The following is a 21,962-nucleotide window of genomic DNA, read 5'->3' on the forward strand; positions in this document are numbered from 1 at the left end:
CCGCTACTCATCTCCGCCGCCCAGTACGGCATAGAGCCGTACCTGGTTGGCACTTTTTTGCAGCAAAAGGGTGTTGAACACCTGCTGCTGCGTATAAAGGGACCGCTGGGCATCCAGAACGCTCAGGTAGCTGTCGATTCCATTCTCATAGCGCTTTTTTGCCAGAAAATAGGTTTTTGCCACCGCCTGTGTCAGTGTTTCCTGGGCAGCGATCTGCCGGTCGATCATGGTCTGGACAGCCAGGGCATCCGCCACTTCCCTGAATGCGGTCTGGATGGTTTTTTCATACTGGGTGACGGCAATGTCCCGCTGGGCTTTGCTGACCCGGTAGGCAGCCCGGACCCGGGCATCAAAAATCGGCAAAGCCACCTGGGGCACAAAATTCCATGTGCCGGTTCCGGAACTGAAAAGACCGGACAGGGCATCACTGGCCGTGCCGATGCCGGTGGTCAGAGAGATGCGCGGGAAAAATGCGGCCCGGGCCGCACCGATAACCGCATACGCACTTTTTAACCGGTGTTCCGCCGCTATGATATCCGGCCGGAACAGCAGTGCATCGGAAGAAAGGACCGCAAGAACGGTTCCGGGTTCCTGAACGGTTTTCAGGTCTTTGGGCAGAAGATCATCCGGCACGGTAACGCCGGCCAGAAGATTGAGCGCGTTTTGGGTCAGAGCCACAGACTGGGTGAAACGGGCCACGTCTCTGCGGGCGGTTTCCACGGGAATTTCAGCCCGGCGCAGGTCCAGTTCCGTGGCGACTCCCACCTCATACTGCCGCTGGATCAAATCATGGGCTTTTTGCTGGGAATCCAGTGTGGATCGGGCCAGGTTGAGATTTTCCCGGTCTGCCGCAAGGGTCAGGTATGCGGTTGCCACCTGGGACACCAGCGCAATCTTGACACTTTGACGGGCCGCATCCGTGGCCAGATATTCTTCCAGGGCCTGGTCTTCCAGGCTGCGGACCCGGCCGAAAAAATCGATTTCCCAGGCAGCCATGCTCAGTCCCACATTGTATTGTTCCACGGTTCTGGGCTCACCCGGGCTGATCAGATCCAAGGATCGCTGTTCTTTGGCACCGGCGCCCGTGGCATGGAGTGCCGGAAAAAGTTCCGCTCTTTGAATCCCGTAAAGGGCCCGGGCTTTTTCCACATTTAACGCGGCCAGGCGCAGGTCCCGGTTGTTTTCCAGGGCCAGTTCAATGAGTTTCAAAAGCGGTTCATTCCCGAAAAATGTCTGCCGGGAAAGTTCCTGGACCGGTAATGCCCCTGGTTCCGCCGTATCCTGATATGCCTCGCCTTTTGGCCATTGCAAAGGAATGGGCGCGGAGGGCCGGGTATATTCGGGCGCCATGGTGCAGCCGCCGACCAGGCAGGTGAATGCGGCAATCAAAACCAGTACGCGTTTATTCATGAGACGTTCCTCCGGATATCTGTGCCACGGCAGGGGCCGTGTTCGAGCGTTTTCGATGTTTGCCCAAAGCCTTGTAGATCAAGACATAAAACAGCGGGGCAAAGAGCGTGACCAGCAGGGTGGAGGTCACCACCCCGCCCAGAACCCCCGTGCCGATGGCCCGCTGGGCCCCGGAACCCGCACCCGTGGCAATGGCCAGGGGCACCACCCCGAAGCCGAAAGCCAGAGACGTCATGATGATGGGCCGCAGTCTGAGTTTGGCTGCTTCCAGGGTGGCGGCGATCAGATCCGCGCCTTCGTCGATGCGGACCCGGGCAAACTGCACGATCAGAATCGCATTCTTGGTGGTCAGGCCCAGGGTGATCAACAGGCCGATCTGAAAATACACGTCATTGGACATTCCCCGCATGCTCGAAGCAATCACCCCGCCGATGGCACCCAAAGGCAGGGTCAACAAAATGGCAATGGGGATGGGCCAGCTTTCGTACAAAGCGGCCAGGCACAAAAAGATCACAAAAATGGAAAACGCATACAGCAAAGGGGCCTGGGACCCGGCCATCCGTTCCTGGTAGGACAGAGCCGTCCAGTCATACCCGATGCCGTCCGGCAGTTGCGCAATGATCTCTTCCATGGCCGCCATGGCCTCGCCCGAACTTTTTCCCGGCGCCGGTTCACCCCAGATATTGATGGACGGAAATGCATTGTAACGTTCCAGTTTGGGGGACCCCATGGCCCAGCGGCCCGAGGCAAAAGAGGAAAACGGCACCATCTTTCCCCGGTTGTTGCGTACATACAGTTTTTCCAGATCTTTCGGCAGCATTCGATGCGGGGCATCCGCCTGGACAAACACCTTTTTGATCCGGCCGGCCTGAATAAAATCATTGACATAGGCACTGCCGAACGCCGCGGATATGGTGTTGTGGATGGCATTGATGGAAACCCCCAGCGCCCCGGCCCGGTCCCAGTCCACATCTACATAATATTCCGGGACATTTTCCATGCCGTTGGGCCGGACATTGATCAGGCGCGGATCCTGGGCCGCCATGCCCAGCAGCTGGTTCCGGGCCGCCATGAGTTTGTCATGACCCAGTCCGCTCCGGTCCTGCAGTTGAAGATCAAACCCCGTGGCCACGCCCAGTTCGATGACGGGGGGCGGTGCAAACGCAAACACCATGGCTTCCTTGTACCGGGCAAAAGCGCCCATGGCCCGGCCTGCCACGGCATCGACCTTGAGGTCGGGTCGTTCACGCAAGGCCCAGTCTTTGAGCTGAACAAAGGCCAGGGCCATGTTCTGGCCATCCCCCCCGAAACTGACCCCCGCCACCACCATGACCGATTCCACGGCCTCGGTTTCATTTTCCAGAAAATGATTCCTGACTTTGTCCATAACCGCCTCGGTCTGTTCCAGGGTGGAACCGGACGGCAGCATGGCCTGCACCAGCAGGATGCCCTGATCCTCATCCGGCAGATAGCCTGTGGGCATGCGCTGGAACAGATATCCCATGGCCGCCACAATCAGCACAAACGCCAGCAGATAACGCATTCTTTTTGCCAGAACCCGGCCCACCAGCCGGACATACAGATCCCGGAGCCGGAAAAAAAACCGGTCAAACCAGCGGAAAAACGGGCGCAGAAACCGGACGGCCCCGTCTGCAGGTTCATGCCCTTTGGGGATGGGCTTTAAAAACGTGGCGCACAACACCGGTGTCAGAATCAATGCCACCACCACGGAAAGCATCATGGAGGAAATCACGGTCACGGAAAACTGGCGGTAGATCACACCCGTGGAACCGGGAAAGAAGATCATGGGACCGAAAACGGCTGAGAGGACCAGACCGATGCCGATCAAAGCACTGGTGATCTGATCCATGGATCTGGCAGTGGCCTCTCTGGGAGACAGGCCTTCTTCGGCCATGATCCGTTCGACATTTTCCACCACCACAATGGCGTCATCCACCAGAAGGCCGATGGCCAGCACCATGCCGAACATGGTCAGCATATTGATGGAAAACCCGAACGCCCCCAGGATGCCGAACGTGCCCAGCAGCACCACGGGAACGGCAACGGTGGGTATCAATGTGGCCCGGAAGGTCCCCATAAAAAGATACATCACAAACACCACCAGCACAATGGCCTCAAACAGGGTTTTGATCACCTCTTCAATGGACACCTTGGTAAAAGGGGTCGTGTCATAGGGATAAATCACCTTCATGCCGGGAGGAAAATATTGGCTCATCTCTTCGAGTTTTGACTTGACGGCATTGGCGGTTTCCAGGGCATTGGCACCGGCCGCCTGGCGGATGGCCATGGCAGCGGAGGGTTTGCCGTTGTATTCCGCCACCACATCATCCCGTTCCGTTCCCAGTTCCGTGTACCCGATGTCTTTGATCCGGATCACGGAACCGTCCGGATTGGTGCGGATGGGAATGGCGGCAAACGCTTCCGGGGTCTGGAGCAGATGCTGAACAATGATGGCCGCGTTCATGCGCTGGCCTTCCACGGCAGGGGCTCCGCCCAGCTGACCGGCGGAAACCTCGACATTGTATGATTTCAGCGCGGCAATCACATCTTCCATGGTCAGATTGTAATTGGTGAGCTGGTCCGGATTGACCCAGACCCGCATGGCATACTGGGACCCGAAATTTTCCACTTCCCCCACCCCCGGGACCCGGGACAGGATTTTTTCCAGACTGGACTGGGCATAGTCTCTCAAGTCCGTGCCGCTCATGCTCCCGTCTTCAGATATCAGGCCCACGATGATCAGCCAGTTCTGGGTGGATTTGCTGACCTTGACACCGGAGCGCTGCACCACATCCGGCAGACTGGCCATGGCCAGCTGCAACTTGTTTTGCACCTTGGACCAGGCGATGTCCGGGTCCGTTCCCGGGGCAAAGGTCAGCTCCACCCGGGAGGTGCCGGAAGAAGAGCTGGTGCCCGACAGATACAGCATGTCATCGAGCCCGGTCATTTTCTGTTCGATCACCTGGGTGACGGTATTTTCCACGGTTTCCGCCGACGCTCCGGGAAAAAAGGCATCAATGGCAATGGCCGGGGGGGCGATCTGGGGGTACTGGGACACGGGCAGGTTGTAGATGGCCAGACCGCCGGCGGTCATCATGACAATGGCGATTACCCAGGCAAACACGGGGCGGTCAAGAAAGAATCTGGATAACATTACAATGCCCCTTTGTCACGCTTTTTTTGAGACGAAGCATCGGGCGTTTCCTGGGACGACAACGCGTCAAACGGGGTGGCGGCGACGGCCATACCCGGCCGCAGCATGAGCAGTCCTTCGACAATCAATTTTTCACCAGGTGTGATACCCGAGGACACCAGCCACTGGTCGCCAATGGCCCGGTCAAGGACCAGCCCGCGAAACGCAGCCCGGTTGTTTTCATCCACCACCAGTGCAAAGGGATTGCCTTTGGCATCCCGGGAAACCCCCTGCTGGGGGATCAGAATGGCATGTTCATCCACGCCTTCCATAATCTGTGCCCGGACAAACATGCCCGGCAGCAGCCTGTTTTCCGGATTGGGAACCACGGCCCGGATAATGACGGATCCCGTGGTGGGATCCACAGTCACATCTGAAAATTGCAGGGTCCCGTCCTGGGGATAGGCCGTGCCGTCTTCCATCAGAATTTTCACTTGGTTCAGGTCCTTTTCCCCGGCATGGTCTCGGCTGTCCTTCATTCTTAACAATTCAATGGTGGATTGGGGCACATCCACAAAAATGGGGTCCAGCTGTTGAATGGTGGCAAGAGGTAAGGGCTGGTACGCGGTGACAATGGCGCCTTCCGTGACATTGGACCGGCCGATGCGGCCGGAAATGGGTGCGGTGATGCGGGTGTATGCCAGATTGATGCGGGCGGATTTCACCGTGGCTTTCCAGGCGGCAATATCCGCTTCCACCTGGGTGAGCGCGGCTGCGGCATCATCATAGCTCTGCCGGCTCACGGCATTGTCGGCCAGAAGTGTTTCATATCGTTCAGCCCGCAGCCGGGTGGCCGCCAGATTGGCTTTGGCCCGGGCAAGGGCGGCTTCGGCATTGTCCAGGGCCGCCTGAAACGGGGCCGGATCGATCTGGTACAGCACCTGACCGGCCGTGACATTGGCCCCTTCGGTGAACTGCCGTTTTAAAATCAGGCCGTTGACCTGGGGCCGGATTTCCGCCATCCGGAACGGTGCGGTTCGTCCCGGCAGTTCTGTGGTCAGTGTCACCTTTTGTGTGGCCACCGTTACCACGGAAACGGCCCGGACTTCTTCTGATTCCGGTTTGGTTTCTTTTTCCGGATCAAGCCGGCGGGTGATCTGATCACACCCTGTCAATGTGAATCCTGCCCAGATGAACAGAATCAGAAAAATCATCTGGATTTTGAAACATTTCTGCATGCGGCAACACCTTTCAGTCAAATTGTCAAAACCGTCATTTTCAATCAAATGACGGTTCAAATGATAATGGTAAATGTTTACAAGGGGATTATTTTTTTACGCTGTCCCAGCATGATGCGGCAAGCACCTGTGCAAGCGCATCATCAATGGGTGCAATTTCCAGAATATGATCCCGCAAAGACCAGGCAATCGGCGCAAACGCCAGGTTGAAGAAAACCGTTGGGGGCAGGTGTTTGATCACCTGCTGGGACAGACCTCTTTCATAAAGTTCCATGAAAATATCCGGCTGTCCGGCCGCTTTAAAAATCCGGTTCCGGCGATGGGCTTCACCAAAAGGAGAGTAGTGAAATTGCTCGGAATACTTGAATTCCATAGGGTTTTGGGTAAAATAAGCCACCAGGCCTTTGGCAATATGAAAAAAACAGATCCGGACCGGCTGACCGTAAGGATAATCCTGGGTTAAAAATGCCACCAGTCGTTGTTCACACTCTTGATAGATCGTTTTGATCAGGATGTCCCGGTTTTCAAAATAGCGGTATATGGTGCCTACTCCGACGCCGGCTTTTTCGGCAATCATGGACATGGGCGCCCCGTGAAACCCCTGGGCCGCGAGCAGTTCCATTGCGGTCCGGATAATATCCTCCCGCTTCACCTGTTTGGGCATAATCTGTTTCTCCTTGCATTAGGAATGAACATTCATTCAGAATATAACAGTGCGTATTTTACGTCAAGTTGTTTTTCAATGTGTGACATGTTATATCCTGTTCGTGTAAATAAAAGAACAGGGTCCTTTCTATTTGGATGTCGGTATCCTGGATTGAATCTGATTCTGACGGCGTAAGAAGCTTAAAACGGGGGTATCAATGATTAAACATATGGTTCGTTACATGATGTTGTTTCTTGCACTCGGATTGATATCCGGTTGCGGATACAACACCATCCAGCAGAATGAAGAGACCGTGTTCAAGGCATGGGGAGATGTGGAATCCAGCCTGCAAAGACGGGCCGATCTCATCCCCAACCTGGTGGAGACGGTCAAAGGGTATGCGTCCCATGAAAAAGAAACCCTTGAAGCCGTGATTGAAGCCCGGTCCAAAGCAACTTCCGTTCAACTGTCCCAGGAGGATTTAGGAAGTGCGGAAGCCATGGAACGCCTCAGGCAGATGCAGGGTAGCCTTTCTTCCGCCCTGTCCCGGCTCATGGTGGTTGTGGAAAGATATCCGGATCTGAAAGCCAGTCAGAATTTTCTGGACCTTCAAAACCAGCTGGAAGGAACGGAAAACCGTATCAATGTGGCGCGTCAACGGTATAACCAGGCCGTGGAAAACTTTAATTTCTCCATCCGGAAATTCCCAAACAATCTGACCAACAAACTGATGCTCCATCTTGACAGAAAACAATATTTCCAGGCGGAAGACACGGCAAAAAGTGTCCCAAAGGTTGACTTTACCCAGTAATGGAAAGGATTATGCGGAAAAGATATCATATATGGCTGACCGGTTTTTTGGTCTTTTTTTTCGCGGTCCAGGCATTCGCCTTGGAAGTGCCCAAGCTCAAAGCCCGGGTGAACGACTATGCGAACATACTGTCTGCCGCCACAAAAAATCAGCTGGAAACCGTACTCAGTGATTTGGAACAGACCGATTCCACACAGATTGCCGTACTGACGATTCCTTCTCTTAAAGGAGAGAATATCGAGGAATACGCCATCCAGGTGGCTGAAACCTGGAAAATCGGCCAGGAAAACCTGGATAACGGTGCCATCCTTATTATTTCCAAAAATGACCGCAAACTTCGCATTGAGGTGGGGTACGGCCTGGAGGGGACCCTGACCGATCTGATGGCCGGACGTATTATTCAGAATATTATTGTCCCCCGGTTTAAAACAGGCAATTTTGACCAGGGAGTGATGGACGGGGTACAGGCCATGACCCAGGTGGTCCGGGGAGAATTCAAGGCAGCAGAAAACAGCCGCCGTCCTGAATCCGGTTCTGCCCGGGGGCAATCAGGCATCTTTGGTTTGATTGTCTTTTTTGTTCTGATCAATATGCTGGGAAGAATCCGCCGGCCCTTAGGTGCCCTGTCCGGAGGTCTGTTTTTTCCCATCCTGGGGGCCATGTTTTTTAATTTTGGTTTTTTATGGCTCCTGCTGCTGATTCCCATAGGTGCGGTGGGCGGACTGGCCATGAGCTTTTTGGGCTCCCCGCTCAGCTTTAATTCGTCTTCTACCCAAAGCCGGCATGGCGGCGGATTCTGGCTGGGCGGCGGCGGTGTGGGAAGGGGCGGTTTCGGCGGGGGCGGTTTTGGCGGTTTTTCAGGAGGCGGCGGCGGTTTCGGCGGCGGCGGCGCTTCCGGGGGGTGGTAATCATGAAATCTTTGGCGCAACAATTTTTGTCGGATCAGGACAGGGAAAAAATTATTCAAACAGTGAGGGAAGTGGAACTGGAGACCGCCGGTGAAATCGTTCCCATGGTGGTTTCAAGAAGCTATTCCTATCCCATGGCCGATGTCATCGGCGGAATGGCGTTTGCGCTTCCCGTGTCATTGATACTCAGCTATTTCATCGGTGCCTGGCTGTGGATCGGCAACCAGAACATGTGGCTTTTTTTGGGCATTTTAACCATCTGCTTCATGGTCTTTCACCAGACCTGCAAACACCTTCCATGGCTGAAGCGCATGTTCATCTCCCAGAGAGAAATCGAGGAGGAAGTCAAAGAGGCGGCCATGGTCAGTTTTCTTCGTGAGGGGCTGTATCAGACCCGGGACAGGACAGGGATTTTGATTTTCATCTCTGTTTTCGAACGAAAGGTCTGGATCCTTGGAGACCAGGGCATCAACACCAAGGTGTCAAAAGACCAGTGGGATAAAATCATCCGCATGATTACAAATGGCATTCAACAGAAAAATCAGGCAGCAGCCATCTGCCAGGCGGTCAAAGAAGCCGGACAACTGCTCAAGACACATTTCCCCATCCGTTCCGATGATCAAAATGAGCTGAAAAACCTGATTGTGGAACAAAATTGAATAATGGAAAAATATCTCTGACCGCCGGTCTTCTGCTGTTGCTGGTCTGTGCCATCTGGGGCGGTAATGCGGTCAGCATCAAATTCAGCAACCAGGGGATACCCCCGTTGCTTGCGGCCACCATCCGGTCCGTGGCAGCCGGGTTTCTGGTGCTGCTCTGGGCCAAATTCAAGGGACAGCGCGTTCTTTTTCCCAAAGGCGCCCGAAGACATGGTGTGATGATCGGTCTGCTGTTCGGGCTTGATTTTTTGTTTTTATACTGGAGTATTGTGTTTACCACCGCTTCCAGGGCCACCATTTTTTTGTATTCCCATCCGTTCTGGGTGGCCCTGGGCGCCCATTTTTTCGTGGACCAGGACCGGCTGCATCCCGTGAAAGCGGCCGGGCTGATACTGGCATTTGCCGGGTTGTGGATGGTTTTCAGGATTCAGTCTCCCCTGCTGCCGGAAAACAACTGGATCGGGGATGTGATGTCTTTGGCCGCAGCCGTTTTCTGGGCCACGACCACATTGTATATCAAACGGATCAGCCAGACCGTGACCGTCAGTCATTACCAGACCCTGTTTTCACAACTGGTGTTTGCCATTCCGATTCTGCTGGCAGGATCACTCCTGTTTGAACAGGATTATACCATTGTCCCGGCTGCCGGGGTTCTGTGGGCAATGGCATATCAGATTGTCGTGGTGGCCTTTTTCAGTTACACCCTCTGGTTCTGGATGATTCACAATTTTGCGGTCAGCGGGCTGACCGCATTCACTTTTCTGGCCCCTTTGTTCGGTGTTTTTTTCGGTGCCGTGATTCTGTCTGAACCCGCAGGCATCATGGTCTGGTTGGGCCTGGCCCTGGTCTGTGCCGGCATTTACCTGGTGAACCGGTCTCCGAAGAACAGGTCGTGTGGATGACGGGGTCTGCAAAAATCAGGCAATGAATTCACTGGATACTTTCACTGGGGAAGCCGACCTATCCCGGCTGCAGGCAGCAGGCGTGGCATTGCATGCATTCAAACGTACTCAGGTCCATGGCAGGTCTATTCTTTGAAGCAGATGGCCGCATCTTTGGGCAGGGCCAGTCCGGCACTCACCTCCAGGGCCTTGAAAATCCCGGATATAACCGGGCAGGAAATGTGGGGGATGGTTTTTAACACGGTCTCCAGCAGGATGGAATGAAACTCCCCGGTCTGCCTGTTTTTAAACAGTTCCGCCATCAAATCCATCTCCTGGCCGCCCAGAAGCTCATTGACCTTCTGCCAGTTGGGACACTGGCTTTCCAGTCTGAACAAAGCGTTATAACCATTTGTTTTTTCTGCATACACCAAAGTGGTAAAGCCGCAGATGCCGGCATTTATTTCAACGGTTGTCATTGTGATTTTCCTTTTTCATATCTTCATCAATGCCTTCAGGGCACGGTCCAGGCTGGGTGAATTTTCTGCCGCACGTTCCGGCTGCCATGAGGTGTTGATAAATTCACACAATACCTCATTATAGAGAGGACCAATGTGGGCGGCCCCTTTCGGCAGCATTTCCTGGTGGATCTTTTTTTTGCCTTTCCTGCGGATCACGGTCAAAAGGTGTTGTTTGGGGTCGTCCAGTTGATCAGGGGTCTTTGAAAAATTGTCACCGGGAATTTTAATGTAAGCAGCCCAGGCTTCATGATCTGCCAGTACCCAGGATTCCACCTCCCTGACAGCCACCCTGAAAATACATTGAGGCGGAAGATCAACAGGAATTTCCCGGGGGATGGCGAACCAGTCCCGGATCAGGGAACACGGGCATTGTGCTTTGTCAAGATCCGTTAATACGAATGTGTGGCTCCCGGCCTTTGCCATGCTCAGGAAAGTGCGGCATTTACTCTTGATGGCCCCAAACCCTCTCATGACAGCAGGGAATCCCTTTTGAAAAACAAGACGGTGTTCCAATCTGGCATTTCTGGCTGCTACGAGTTTGTCTGCAACAGCGGCGCTGGGCGTATCTTCAACAAAAGCAAAGCAGTAAACATCTGTCATATCAGATCCTTTGGACGGTTACGGCTGTTTGCGGCAAAAGTATGTCAGCGGGTGAGAGTCCGGCTTTCATGGCTTCGATATCAGCTTCAGAGGGCGGAGTGATCCTGGTGGCTTCGCCACTTTGACCGGGCTGGAGTATCAGGAAATTGCCGTCGATGCTTTGGCTGGACAGCATCACTTCACTGTGGGTGCTCACAAGAATCTGACCGCCGGTTTTCTTCCGCTGCCTGGTTTTGTAGAGCAGATCCGGAATCTGTTCGACTATGGCATTGTGGAGTGACAGTTCAGGTTCTTCCAGAAGAATCATCCGATTGGAAGAAAGCAGGGTCCACAGCATGGCCAGCAGCCGCAATGTGCCGTCGGAAAACTGATCTTCTCTCTGCCATCCCGCATTGGGACGCCAGTGGTTGTATAACATCTCAAGGTGGGGCCTGCCCGTGGTATCGTCTATTTTGAACTGCAGCTGCTCCAGATTGGGAATGACCTTTTTAAGAATGTTTTCAATGGTGCGGAGACGATAGTCGCGGGAGCGCTTTTGTGTGCCTGAAATTTCTTCCAGAAGTCCCTGACCGAACGGATCAGACTCCAGGTGTCTCAACGAGAGCTGGTCACTGAATTTCAAAAGCTGCGGTACCAGGTGCAGATACAGGACATCGGAAAAGAAATTCGATACCTCGCGGTACTCACGATTCATGTTTATCTGTTCCAGGTGTGTCTGAATTTTTCTCTCAGGATCTGCGTTATCATCCGGATCAGGACGTGCCACCAGCCGCGTCCCTTTTTTCCATACCTCTTCTTTGATAACAATCGGCCGCTGCTTTCCTTTTCCTTCATAGTTGATCCACAGCTTGTAACACCAGTCCGGCGGTTCTCCGGTATTGTGCAGATCTTCCCGGAATTCAAACTCCAGTTCTACCCAGGCCGGTTTTCTTGCCGCCAGGCTGCGTATTTTTTTCAGCCCTCCGCGCAGGTCAATGGCCTGCTGAAGGCCACCACCCTTGGGATTGACGATGTCCCTCATGAAGCGGAAGATATCCAGCAGGTTGGATTTGCCTGACGCGTTGGGACCTATCAGATAGACGGTCTCTTTGAGGTCTACATCGGCGCTGGTAAAATTGCGCCAGTTCCTCAATTTTAAATTGGATATGTACATACCTGTTCTCCATTCATAATCAGCCGCTCGGTTTTCTACGCCGCCTGAATCAATCTTACTTTATTTGCGCGCTATCGTCCATTGATCGATTCCATGATCTGCTTGAAACTGTCGACACCGGCTTCCAGATTTTCAATGATCTCTTCGGCCAGCACATCCGGATCAGGCAGGTTGTCCAGGTCTGCCAGGCTTTGATCCCTGATCCAGAAGATGTCCAGACTGGTTTTGTCCCGGCCGGCAATCTCTTCAAAAGTGAATTTGCGCCACCGGCCGTCAGGAGTGTCTTCCGACCAGGTTTCTTTGCGCTGGTGGCGGTTTTGTGGGTTGTAGCAGGCAATGAAATCTTTCAGGTCATCATATGCCATCAGGTGTTTCTTTTTGGTGAAATGGACGTTGGTTCTGAAATCATAAAACCAGACCTCCCGGGTCCAGGGGTGTTTGGCCGCGGGTTTGTTGTCAAAAAAGATCACGTTGGCCTTGACCCCCTGGGCGTAAAATATGCCCGTGGGAAGCCGCAGGATGGTGTGCAGGTCCGTGTTTTCAAGCAGCTTTTTCCGCACGGTTTCACCGGCACCCCCTTCAAAAAGCACATTGTCCGGAACCACCACGGCGGCCCGGCCCGTGATGTTCAGCATGGTGCGCACGTGCTGGACAAAATTGAGCTGCTTGTTGGAGGTGGTGGCCCAGAAATCCTGCCGGTTGTAACGCAGATCCTCTTTTTCCTGTTTGCCCCGGCCGTTGGTGATGGTGATGCTGCTTTTTTTGCCGAAGGGCGGATTGGTTAAAACATAGTCGTACCGGACCCCGGTATCGGCAATCAGGGCATCATTGGGGGATATGGCGGACTCGCCCGTGATCTCCCCGATATTGTGTAAAAAACAGTTCATCAAAGCCAGGCGGCGGGTGTTGGCCACGATCTCGTTGCCGAAAAAGGTGTGGTTTTTCAGAAACTTTTTCTGGTCTTTATCCAGGCTGTACGCATTGACTAAAAAATCATAGGCCGCCAGAAAGAACCCGCCCGTGCCGCAGGCAGGATCAGCAATGGTCCTGGCCGGTTCGGGCCGGACACATTCCACCATGGCCCGGATCAGGGGCCGGGGGGTAAAATACTGCCCGGCCCCGCTTTTCACGTCTTCGGCGTTTTTTTCCAGCAGGCCCTCGTAGATATCCCCCTTGACGTCCGCGCCCATCATGATCCAGTTTTCCGCATCAATCATGTGAATGATCTTATACAGCTTGGCCGGGTCCTGGATCTGGTTCTGGGATTTGACAAAAATCTGGCCGATCATGCCTTTCTGCTTCCCCAGCGCCCTGAGCAAGGAGATGTAATGGGATTCAAGATCCGCGCCTTTGCGGGTTTTCAGGCTTTCCCAGTTGTATTCGTTCGGGATGCCGGCATCTTTCTGGTAAATTTTGCCATATTCATCAGCCATCTTGAGAAACAGCAGATAGGTGAGCTGCTCCAGATAATCGCCGTAACTGACACCGTCATCCCGCAGGGTGTGGCAGAAACTCCAGACTCTTGAAACAATGCTTGCCGTGTTGTTCATCTATTTTTTCTTTTTGTTTGTATAAATATTTTTGGCCTGCCCGGTAACCTGCTCGGCAGCTTGCTCGCTGAACCCGGTCATGACAGCACCTCCCAGTGGCCTTCTTTTCTGCCGCCGATCCGGCGCAGCAATCCTTGCTTTTGCAGCTTCTGAATGTTCCGCTGGACTGATCGCTCGGTAATGCCAATCAATGCAGCCAGCTCCGGGATGGTTACTGAAGGCTTTTCCCGACAGGCACCCAGAATCTTTCCCGACGCTTTCCCGACACTTTCCCGACACTTTCCCGACGTCGTGTCGGGTTTTCGTTCGCTTTTTGATGAAATGGTCGCCAATTTCAGTTCTTCTGCCGGTTTTCGGTGAACCGTTGCCGTAAAAAGGCACCCGTCCCGGTCGTCGGCAAAATCGATTTGTGGCCATGCCGCTAAAGCGCGTTTGATCCCGGAGCCCAGTCCATGGTAGGGCAGCAGTCCCTTGGCCACATAAGAAACCAGGATCGGATTCCGGATACCGGCATTTCCCGTGCGGATCTTCTCTACAGTCAGGTTGTCAGGCAGATGCCCCGGACTGATGATCTCGATGCGGTTGTCATAGACAAACAACCGGACCGGTGCACTCACCAGATAATCCCGGTGCACCAGGGCATTGACCAGCAGTTCCTCGAACACGCTTTCCGGGATTTCCGGCCGGCCCGGGGCGTTTACCCCCCGTCCTGCCTGGATCTTGTGCAGGTTGCGCATTACAAATGCCAGGGTATCATTAAAAATTTTCGGCAGTGGGCCGGCAAAGTCCTCGGTATCCAGGTAGTCGGTCACGTGAATCTTATCGCCGGGATAGCGGATCGCTTTGACCACGAACTGCGGTTTGATGAGTTCGGGCCTTTCGGCAAACAGCAGCAACCCGGCCAGGTTCAGCGCGCCGTCATCCGTGGCCAGATTCATGTTCTGGAGCAGGCGCGTCAATTCTTTCGGATCATCTGGATATGCCTGCTGATACACGTCCCGCAGAAAATCCCGGAACCGCAGTTTGTCCAGCTTGTCGATCCCGGCCCGCGTGGGCAGTTCATCTGCATGGAACTGGCCGGTTATCTGGAACAGGCGGCGCAGCTCCTCCTTGGAATTCACCCGCCGCTTGTCCGCACCGGTTTTCAGCCAGATCACGCCGTTCTTGTCAAAGTAGGGTTTATCAAGCCCCTTTGGCACAGTCAGCACGATCACAATGCGGCCGTTTTCAAGGCCGATATTTTCGGTGCGCACCGTCAGCGGACTTTTGACCAATTGACTGGCGGCATTGCTGATGAGCTGATTGATCCGGGCCACGTCCGCCTTGTCAAGCCCGGGTGTGCCGCCGTCATCCGCCACCCCCAGAAAGATCGTCCCACCCTCGGCATTGGCAAATGCAGCCATCTCGGAAGCCAGGGATGCAGCATTGCGCACATCCGCCTTGAACTGACGGGTGCTGTCTTCCCCCAAGGAGATCTGGATTTGAAGTTCCTTGATGTTCATTTTTTTCCTGCCTTTCCGGATCGCCGCTTTTTTTCTTCGCCGGCCAGGCGGGCCTTTTCCGCCTGGATACGCGCCAGCAGGTTTTCCGCCGAGTTTTCACCGGAAATCAGCTCCGGGTGCGCTTCCCGCCACTCTTTGGTCAGTTCCCCTTCAAATGCCTTTTTCAGGATGCTCTGCCGCAGGGCCTCGGCCTTTTTCAGGCTGTCTTCGATGGTTTGTTCCAGTTTGTCACAGACGGAGAGGCGGGTTTCGATTTCTGACACAAGCTCATTTTGTTCAAGTAAGTTTGTTAATTTGATTTTCATCGGGAAAATATCTTTACCATACAAAGCACAAATATTCGTTGTTGCCTTTTTCTTTCTTTCCAATTCTTTTTGAAACTGAGGGCTATTTATCTGGTACCAAATCATAATTGGATTTACTTGAACAAAAAATCTCATTCTCATCAAATTATTATTGAAAACCGTATAGCTTGTTACTTTTTTTATTATTCCTGTTTTTCCAACCAATTCATAACTATTCCGTGTATTAAAAAGAATATCATTCGCTTTTAAAGAATATTTATTTTTTTCATCCTCGTGAATTGTTACATAAGCCAATGAAGAATAATCCATCGTGCCAAATTTGCTGATATTATTCATTTTTACATAAGGAACACCAATCCCCATTTCATTTTGTTCCGAAAGATTTTTAACAATACCAATTAATGTGTCGCTAAGTATCATTTCTAAAGTTACCCATCCCCACCCCTCCGGCAGTTCCGGCAACTCTGCCAATGCTTTTACAGTCAGCGGCGGCAAGTCTTTTGGTTTTTTGGGTTTGGCGGGTTTTTTACTGCCGTCTTTTTTTGCCTGTTCGCAGGCCCTTTGCCACGATTCCACCTGTTTTTGATACTGCGTTTTCCGCTCTTTTTTGATCCGCGCCAGAAGTTTCTCCGCCGATTCCGGAGGATTCCCCGCTTGTATCTGCTGTTCTCGCCATTCCCGGGTCAGCTTGCCCTCAAACGCATGCTTCAGCACGGCCTGGCGGTAGGTTTTCAATTGTTCCCGGGCTTTTTTTAGGCTTTCGACACCGTTGTCGAGTTCGGAAAGGAGTTCTTCGATTTTGGATACGATTTCGTTTTGCTCGTTTAATGAAGGAATGAATAATGAATAATTAAGAATGGTTTGTTTTGATATTGCCTTAAAAGTGGTACCGGTACTTAATTTGTCCAATTCATTTTTCGAATGCTTCAGAAAATAAAATATGAATTTTGGGCATCTATTATATTTTATGGCTGCAAGGCCTCGACCAATGCAGCAATGCTGATTGGCAAAATTCACATCCCCGACTGGTGCTCGGACTGAAATGAGAATATCATTTTCATTTGCTATTTTTTGGGGCTTACTACACCATTTATGAGGGACAGGATATAAGTCTGAAAATTCCGCTTTCCCTTGGAAAAATGGCAAGCCGTTCTTTTCGGTGTTATATGTGTTAGATGGGGGAGATTGTCCCATAGTGATAACACACAACTCTCCAAGAGACGTTTGAATCCAGCCCGTCATTTCACACTTTTTCCTGTTTTCAAAATAGCACTAAGAATTTTTAGCAATTCTTCACAATTATTGATCATTTTATGACTGACTTGTTCTTCCAACAGCATGCTGTCTTTCATCAATCTGATCCAATAGTGGGACTCTCTTGCTTCCTTGTAGGCAATTTGCATTTTTGCCAGAAAATCCGCTTTTGAAATACCACCCACAGCTTCCTCGACATTCGCACCTATACTCGTCCCACTTTTCAACAATTGTCGGGAAAGAACATATTCTTTCTTCTCTCTTTGGATGTAAAAACACAATTTGACAATATCCAAAGCAAAGACATAGCTTTTCTCAACGATTATATTTGATCCCTTCATTCTTTCATTCTTGATTTTTCATTTTTTCATTATTAAACCGCCAACGCCTCATTCATCTCATCCATAACCGCATCCATCTCATCACCAAACAACCTATGCATCCTCCCGATGCCTCCCTGGCCGTCAAAAGGGGCGTAATCCAAATCGTCTTTTTCAATATGCACGGAGCTGATGATGTGTTCCTTGATCATGCGCAGCCAGGTCATCTGTTCTTCGGTGAATTTTGCGGCGGCCCCGGCCTGTTTGCCGAACACCCATTTTTGAAAGTTGCGGTCCACTGTCTGCTCAAAAGCGGTCAGGGAATCGTCAATGCCGGTGATCCGCCGGATCAGGGAAACCAGGGCCGTGAGTTCGTTTTCCGGGGACCGGCCTTTCACCTTTTCCATCTGCTCAAAGGCCTGCCAGACCCGAGCCGGAGCCAGGGCCGGCTTTTTTGACTTCAAGGTGTCCATCACTTCCCGGATCATGGCATAGGTGACATGCCGGCGGTTATACGGCTGGCTGTAGAATATGGAAAGGGCCGTGATCTCATCCTTGTGGGCCTGCATAAATGTGGTGAAATCCTGGATAACCTCCTGCGCCCTGATGCGGGACTGTTTGTCCCAGCCGGCAAATTCAAGATCATCCAGGTTGACGGTGTCGATGATCTGTTCATGGGATTTGCGCACGGTTTCAATAAATTCGTTGAGTTCGCCGGTAAAGGTATCTCTGGCGGTGTGGATCAGCTCTTTTTGGGCAGCTTGCTGCTGATGGTCTTCCGGCTCCGTTCCCGGCGGCAGATCAAATTTCTGTGTTGCATGATCGATGATTTTGTCTGGATTATGGGCATCGAGCAGGTCATGCACCAGCTGGTTGATGGATTTGCCATGGGTCAGTTGTTTGAATCTGTTGCGTTCATCATCGGTGATCTGCTTGTCCAGCCGGGACAGGCGGCCGGCCAGAGAAGAATACAGGTCTTCATCGGTCTGCCCCATCAGTGCGGCCTGGAGCAGATCTTTCAAGGGGATAGATTTTTTGTGCTTCAGAGGCCGGCTGTCGGTTTTGACAGATTTGCTGACACCCACGGCATCCACGATTATAAATCCGGTTTTTGCGGTATGAACCGAAGGGGTCACCTTTTTCAGGTCATCATAGCCCTGGGTGCGGGTTCCCCGGCCTTTCATCTGTTCAAAATAGTTTCTGGAGCGGACATCCCGCATGAAGACAAGACATTCCAGGGGTTTGACATCCGTGCCCGTGGCGATCATGTCAACGGTGACCGCAATCCGGGGGTGATAATCATTCCGGAACGAGGCCAGCACGGACTTGGGATCTTCCTCGGCCTTGTAAGTGACTTTTTTGCAGAACGCGTTGCCCTCGGCAAATTCCTCGCGCACCATCTGGATGATGTCATCGGCATGGCTGTCGGTTTTGGCAAAAATAAGGGTTTTAGGGACTTCTTCCCGTCCGGGGAACATTTCCGGGAGTTTGTCCCGGAACGCCTTGATGATGTTTCTGATCTGGCTGGGGTTGACCACATCCCGGTCCAGATCGGTTTGCGTGTACACCACTTCCTCATCCAGCTGTTCCCAGCGTTTCTGACGGGTCAGGCGGTCCCGTTTGTCAACCCATTCCTCTGCCACCAGTTTTGCGCCGCCCTGGGTGATTCTGGTTTCAATCAGATAGGTATCAAACCCGACATTGACTCCGTCGGCCACAGCGTCTTCATGCCGGTATTCGCTGACCACGTTTTCATTGAAAAAGGCGAATGTCCGCTTGTCCGGGGTGGCGGTCAGGCCGATGTAAAAGGCATCAAAATAATCGAGTACCTGTTTCCACAGGTTGTAGATGGAGCGGTGACATTCATCGATCACGATGAAATCAAAAAATTCCGGGGGCACCTGTTCATTGTATTCGACCGGCCGGGGCGGCCCGGTCTCCACGTATTCATGGGGATTGGTCTGTTCTGCGGTTTCTTCGAGGTCTTCTCCTTTTAAAATGGAATACATCCGCTGGATGGTACTGATGCAGACCTGGCTGTCCGGCGGGACATATTTGGAGTTCAGGCGCCGGACGTTATACAGTTCGGTGAATTTGCGGTTGTCGTCATTGGGCAGATACCCCATGAACTCCTGTTCAGCCTGCTCTCCCAGGTTCCTTGTATCCACCAGGAACAAGACCCGCTTGGCATCCGCGTATTTGAGCAGGCGATACACCGCCGTAATGGCGGTGAAGGTTTTGCCGCTGCCCGTGGCCATCTGCACCAGGGCCCGGGGACGATTTTCCCGGAAGGATGTTTCAAGATTGGTGATGGCCCGGATTTGGCAATTTCTAAGGCTTTGCTCCGGCAGATCCGGCAACTGCTGCAAGCGCTGGCGCAGGCTGGTTTTCTGCCGGAATCTTTCTTTTAACGTTACCGGATGGTGAAATGAAAAGACCGGCCGTGCCCGGGGTTTGGGATCTCTCATGTCGGTAAAACGGGTCAGTATGCCCGTGCTTTCATACACAAACGGAAGAAAGCAGCTGTCGGCAAACCATTTCAGTTTGCTTTGGGCGTAGAATTCCGCCTGGTGTTCATGAACGCTCAGGCGGTGGCCTTCGGTTTCTTTTTTGGCTTCAATCACGCCGATGGGTTTGCGGTCCACAAACAGGACATAATCCGCAGGCCCCACATCGGTCTGATATTCCCGAACAGCAAGCCCCGGACCCCGGCCCCAGTTGATGGCTGTTTTATCAACAACCACCCAGCCGGAGCGCTCAAGCATTTTGTCGATGTTGTCTCGTGCTGTTTGTTCGGGGGTTTTGTTCATATTATGTCTTTGTCATTGCCTCGTAATGGACACGCTAACGCCGCCGGTCACCAGCCGGAAGGGCAACGAGACCAGCGCCAAAGGTTCAAAGGCCAAGTTAAACACTCTGTGATCAGAGCAACGGTCGCACAGCCCTTCCGGTCTGGTGCCTCTACCATAGAGATTGCAAAATCTATCATAAGGTGCCCTATCATGTATTCTGTAAAAGCTCAACTTCATTTCCACGGTTCTGGTGCGTTTCATTTTTTGGTTGGATTGGAACACCTCGGAACTGCCTTGCTCTCTATTTTTGAATGGGCTGGATAATCAGTGCGGTCATGGATTCAGAGCAGTCCGAAGTTCCTCATTTGCGGGCCTTTCAGTCTCCCGGATGAATACAATTATCGGAAATACAAAAATTTGTATTTCCGATAATTCAAAAAACAGATCCGGTAACAAAACATCCCAAATCTCTTGTGTCCAAAGGGTTTCATCGGTTTTCTCAAAGGGTTGATGCAAGAGTCCCCCACCGATATTTTCTATCCACACATGGCAGTGTCCATTTTGTCGGTCAATAAAAAACAGGGAATATGATCGGTTGATGCTGGAAAAGCCCTTATATCAGGTATTTTGAGTCTGTTCAGGCGATTGGGGGAAACAGGATTGTCAGAAATGCAAAAATTTGCATTTCTGACAATCATCAAATGAAATATGCCGGCATCCCTTGCGGGTAAAGGAATTCAGCGGAAAGAAGCAATCTGACTGCCCTGACGTTTCTATTACCGACTTTTACATAAACTCTGATCCTGAAATTGATTTACAATGTCCAGGGATGCTGCTATGAAGAGTTGTTTGATCCATCAACCAACAGGAATTTTACAAATGTTTTTTCAACGGATTCTGCCGCCGCCCCCCTGTAACAGCTGATCTGCTGTCAGGTAATCACGTGGCATCATAAAATTAGGTCCCCTTGATTTTTGTTCAGGAAGAAGCTGGAGTTGTGCATTTGTGCGGCATCTTTTCTGCGCAAGCTTGGGGGGCATAATCACAGGCGGAAATTTTTATGGAAAAACGGATATCCATCATTGGGTTGAATCTGTCGGTATTTTTGTTCATGTTCGGGGTCGGGCTGATCGTCCCCTTACTTCCCCAGAAAATCATTACTTTGACCGGGTCGTTAAAAACCGTTGGCTATCTGGCCTCTGCGTTTGCCGTCCCGTTTGTATTGCTCCAGTTTCCTATCGGGCGTTTGTCTGACCGGTATGGGTGCCGGCGCTTTCTGGTGGCCGGGTACCTGATCTGTTCCGCCTCCGGGCTCATCTACTGTGTTTCAAATACCCAGGAGATGATCTTTTTTGGGCGGCTGCTCCAGGGAATCGGGGAGGCCCCTTTGTGGGCCCTGGCACCGGCCCTTTTGTCCATGCTGTATCCCGCAGCCAAGGGAAAAGTGATCGGGGCCTACAATGCATCGCTCCATCTGGGCCTCACCCTGGGCAGCGGCTTCGGAATTCTGATGGCCGGGGTGTTGGTGAAAAATGAACCTTTTGTGCTGTTTGCGCTGTCAGGGCTCCTGGGGGCTTTTCTTATTTTTGTGACGGTCAAAGATCCCCGGGCAGAAGGAAGCGGGGTTGAGACGGCCCTGGATACCGGCGGGCTTAAAAAGATCCTTGCCTATCCGGGTATCCTGGCCGTGTTCTCGGGTATTATTCTGTATGGGGCCGGATACGGGATTTCCCTGACCGTGCTTCCCGGTTTTCTGATCCAGGAAAAAGGATTTACACAGGCCCAGATTGGCGGGTTTTTCACCCTGTTTTATATCGGCATCAGCCTGTCCCAGATCATTACTGGCCCCGTATCCGACCGCCACGGACGGACCAAGACCATGATCCTGGGGCTGTTCATGATCACTGCGGGCCTTGGGATGTTTCCGGGCAGGGACGGGTGGGGGATTTACCCCTGGCTTTTTTTAGCCAGTTGCGGGCTGGGTGTGTTCTGCGTGTCGGCCCTGTCATGGCTGAACAATGCCGTGGCGGATTCGTTGAAAGGCACCATATCCGGGGCGTTCTATCTGTTCTGGGGAATCGGATTCTTTACAGGTCCGGCAGCCCTGGGGATGTTCGGGAAAGCAGCCCGGGGCTTTACCGGATTCCATGTTCTGGCGATGCTTTTTTTGTTGCAGGCATTGGTTCAATGGGGGCTTGGATACGGGAGCGGGAAAATTGGCCTGGGCAGAAAATCTGATTTTGATTAAAAAAATCAAG

The 21,962-nt window shown here is 52.4% G+C and carries 17 protein-coding genes; 5 read left to right on the forward strand and 12 right to left on the reverse strand.

What is annotated here, in order from left to right:
* Positions 1-3: 3 nt before the first annotated feature.
* From DPO_RS16090 to DPO_RS16105, 4 genes are all read right to left on the reverse strand, one after another.
* Positions 4-1,410, reverse strand: a complete 1,407-nt coding sequence (locus DPO_RS16090; RefSeq protein WP_006967232.1) for an efflux transporter outer membrane subunit — start codon at positions 1,408-1,410, stop codon at positions 4-6.
* Positions 1,403-4,585 (reverse strand): efflux RND transporter permease subunit, encoded by a 3,183-nt coding sequence (locus DPO_RS16095; protein WP_006967233.1) that lies wholly within the window; start codon positions 4,583-4,585, stop codon positions 1,403-1,405. Before DPO_RS16095 ends, DPO_RS16090 begins: the two co-directional genes overlap by 8 nt.
* Positions 4,585-5,802, reverse strand: coding sequence for an efflux RND transporter periplasmic adaptor subunit (locus DPO_RS16100; protein ID WP_006967234.1), 1,218 nt, complete (start codon positions 5,800-5,802; stop codon positions 4,585-4,587). The genes DPO_RS16095 and DPO_RS16100 overlap by 1 nt, the downstream gene beginning before the upstream one ends.
* Before the next feature lie 88 nt (positions 5,803-5,890).
* Positions 5,891-6,466: a TetR/AcrR family transcriptional regulator gene (locus tag DPO_RS16105; protein WP_006967235.1), complete on the reverse strand. Its 576-nt coding sequence runs from the start codon at positions 6,464-6,466 to the stop codon at positions 5,891-5,893.
* A 199-nt stretch (positions 6,467-6,665) separates the two neighbouring features.
* On the opposite strand from DPO_RS16105, the gene DPO_RS16110 reads away from it, so the two are divergent.
* The 4 genes from DPO_RS16110 to DPO_RS16125 are packed head-to-tail and all read left to right on the forward strand — an operon-like array spanning position 6,666 to position 9,728.
* Positions 6,666-7,259: a LemA family protein gene (locus tag DPO_RS16110; RefSeq protein WP_006967236.1), complete on the forward strand. Its 594-nt coding sequence runs from the start codon at positions 6,666-6,668 to the stop codon at positions 7,257-7,259.
* A gap of 11 nt (positions 7,260-7,270) precedes the next feature.
* Positions 7,271-8,167, forward strand: coding sequence for a TPM domain-containing protein (locus tag DPO_RS16115; RefSeq protein WP_040011979.1), 897 nt, complete (start codon positions 7,271-7,273; stop codon positions 8,165-8,167).
* Positions 8,168-8,169: 2 nt separating this feature from the next.
* Complete coding sequence (locus DPO_RS16120; RefSeq protein WP_006967238.1) at positions 8,170-8,826, forward strand: TPM domain-containing protein; 657 nt, start codon at positions 8,170-8,172, stop codon at positions 8,824-8,826.
* Positions 8,823-9,728, forward strand: coding sequence for a DMT family transporter (locus DPO_RS16125; protein WP_006967239.1), 906 nt, complete (start codon positions 8,823-8,825; stop codon positions 9,726-9,728). The genes DPO_RS16120 and DPO_RS16125 overlap by 4 nt, the downstream gene beginning before the upstream one ends.
* A 125-nt stretch (positions 9,729-9,853) precedes the next feature.
* On the opposite strand, the gene DPO_RS16130 is transcribed toward DPO_RS16125, so the two are convergent.
* The 8 genes from DPO_RS16130 to DPO_RS16165 all read right to left on the reverse strand — a co-directional run bounded on the left by DPO_RS16130 (position 9,854) and on the right by DPO_RS16165 (position 19,722).
* Positions 9,854-10,186, reverse strand: a complete 333-nt coding sequence (locus tag DPO_RS16130; protein ID WP_006967240.1) for a DUF6951 family protein — start codon at positions 10,184-10,186, stop codon at positions 9,854-9,856.
* A 15-nt stretch (positions 10,187-10,201) separates the two neighbouring features.
* Positions 10,202-10,828 carry a hypothetical protein gene (locus DPO_RS24050; protein ID WP_006967241.1) on the reverse strand — a complete coding sequence of 209 codons (627 nt, stop codon included), beginning with the start codon at positions 10,826-10,828 and terminating at the stop codon, positions 10,202-10,204.
* Position 10,829: 1 nt separating this feature from the next.
* Positions 10,830-11,981, reverse strand: coding sequence for an AAA family ATPase (locus DPO_RS16140; protein ID WP_006967242.1), 1,152 nt, complete (start codon positions 11,979-11,981; stop codon positions 10,830-10,832).
* Between the two features lie 71 nt (positions 11,982-12,052).
* Complete coding sequence (locus tag DPO_RS16145; protein WP_006967243.1) at positions 12,053-13,531, reverse strand: class I SAM-dependent DNA methyltransferase; 1,479 nt, start codon at positions 13,529-13,531, stop codon at positions 12,053-12,055.
* Positions 13,532-13,608: 77 nt separating this feature from the next.
* Positions 13,609-15,033 (reverse strand): RNA-binding domain-containing protein, encoded by a 1,425-nt coding sequence (locus DPO_RS16150; RefSeq protein ID WP_006967244.1) that lies wholly within the window; start codon positions 15,031-15,033, stop codon positions 13,609-13,611.
* Positions 15,030-16,580, reverse strand: coding sequence for a restriction endonuclease subunit S (locus tag DPO_RS16155; RefSeq protein WP_006967245.1), 1,551 nt, complete (start codon positions 16,578-16,580; stop codon positions 15,030-15,032). The genes DPO_RS16150 and DPO_RS16155 overlap by 4 nt, the downstream gene beginning before the upstream one ends.
* Complete coding sequence (locus DPO_RS16160; protein ID WP_006967246.1) at positions 16,577-16,933, reverse strand: four helix bundle protein; 357 nt, start codon at positions 16,931-16,933, stop codon at positions 16,577-16,579. Before DPO_RS16160 ends, DPO_RS16155 begins: the two co-directional genes overlap by 4 nt.
* 32 nt (positions 16,934-16,965) lie before the next feature.
* Complete coding sequence (locus tag DPO_RS16165) at positions 16,966-19,722, reverse strand: type I restriction endonuclease subunit R (RefSeq protein ID WP_006967247.1); 2,757 nt, start codon at positions 19,720-19,722, stop codon at positions 16,966-16,968.
* Between the two features lie 1,042 nt (positions 19,723-20,764).
* Here DPO_RS16165 and DPO_RS16175 point away from each other — a divergent pair.
* On the forward strand, positions 20,765-21,952 hold the full coding sequence (locus DPO_RS16175; RefSeq protein WP_006967248.1) for an MFS transporter: 1,188 nt from the start codon (positions 20,765-20,767) through the stop codon (positions 21,950-21,952).
* Positions 21,953-21,962: the final 10 nt, after the last annotated feature.

The organism is Desulfotignum phosphitoxidans DSM 13687 (genome assembly GCF_000350545.1).
Lineage (GTDB): Bacteria > Desulfobacterota > Desulfobacteria > Desulfobacterales > Desulfobacteraceae > Desulfotignum > Desulfotignum phosphitoxidans.

What these genes read in the sequence shown, in the direction of transcription:
- DPO_RS16090 (WP_006967232.1), bottom strand. Translation starts at nt 1,410, where the DNA reads ATGAATAAACGCGTACTGGTTTTGATTGCCGCATTCACCTGCCTGGTC.
- DPO_RS16095 (WP_006967233.1), bottom strand. Translation starts at nt 4,585, where the DNA reads ATGTTATCCAGATTCTTTCTTGACCGCCCCGTGTTTGCCTGGGTAATC.
- DPO_RS16100 (WP_006967234.1), bottom strand. Translation starts at nt 5,802, where the DNA reads ATGCAGAAATGTTTCAAAATCCAGATGATTTTTCTGATTCTGTTCATC.
- DPO_RS16105 (WP_006967235.1), bottom strand. Translation starts at nt 6,466, where the DNA reads ATGCCCAAACAGGTGAAGCGGGAGGATATTATCCGGACCGCAATGGAA.
- DPO_RS16110 (WP_006967236.1), top strand. Translation starts at nt 6,666, where the DNA reads ATGATTAAACATATGGTTCGTTACATGATGTTGTTTCTTGCACTCGGA.
- DPO_RS16115 (WP_040011979.1), top strand. Translation starts at nt 7,271, where the DNA reads ATGCGGAAAAGATATCATATATGGCTGACCGGTTTTTTGGTCTTTTTT.
- DPO_RS16120 (WP_006967238.1), top strand. Translation starts at nt 8,170, where the DNA reads ATGAAATCTTTGGCGCAACAATTTTTGTCGGATCAGGACAGGGAAAAA.
- DPO_RS16130 (WP_006967240.1), bottom strand. Translation starts at nt 10,186, where the DNA reads ATGACAACCGTTGAAATAAATGCCGGCATCTGCGGCTTTACCACTTTG.
- DPO_RS24050 (WP_006967241.1), bottom strand. Translation starts at nt 10,828, where the DNA reads ATGACAGATGTTTACTGCTTTGCTTTTGTTGAAGATACGCCCAGCGCC.
- DPO_RS16140 (WP_006967242.1), bottom strand. Translation starts at nt 11,981, where the DNA reads ATGTACATATCCAATTTAAAATTGAGGAACTGGCGCAATTTTACCAGC.
- DPO_RS16145 (WP_006967243.1), bottom strand. Translation starts at nt 13,531, where the DNA reads ATGAACAACACGGCAAGCATTGTTTCAAGAGTCTGGAGTTTCTGCCAC.
- DPO_RS16150 (WP_006967244.1), bottom strand. Translation starts at nt 15,033, where the DNA reads ATGAACATCAAGGAACTTCAAATCCAGATCTCCTTGGGGGAAGACAGC.
- DPO_RS16155 (WP_006967245.1), bottom strand. Translation starts at nt 16,580, where the DNA reads ATGACGGGCTGGATTCAAACGTCTCTTGGAGAGTTGTGTGTTATCACT.
- DPO_RS16160 (WP_006967246.1), bottom strand. Translation starts at nt 16,933, where the DNA reads ATGAAGGGATCAAATATAATCGTTGAGAAAAGCTATGTCTTTGCTTTG.
- DPO_RS16165 (WP_006967247.1), bottom strand. Translation starts at nt 19,722, where the DNA reads ATGAACAAAACCCCCGAACAAACAGCACGAGACAACATCGACAAAATG.
- DPO_RS16175 (WP_006967248.1), top strand. Translation starts at nt 20,765, where the DNA reads ATGGAAAAACGGATATCCATCATTGGGTTGAATCTGTCGGTATTTTTG.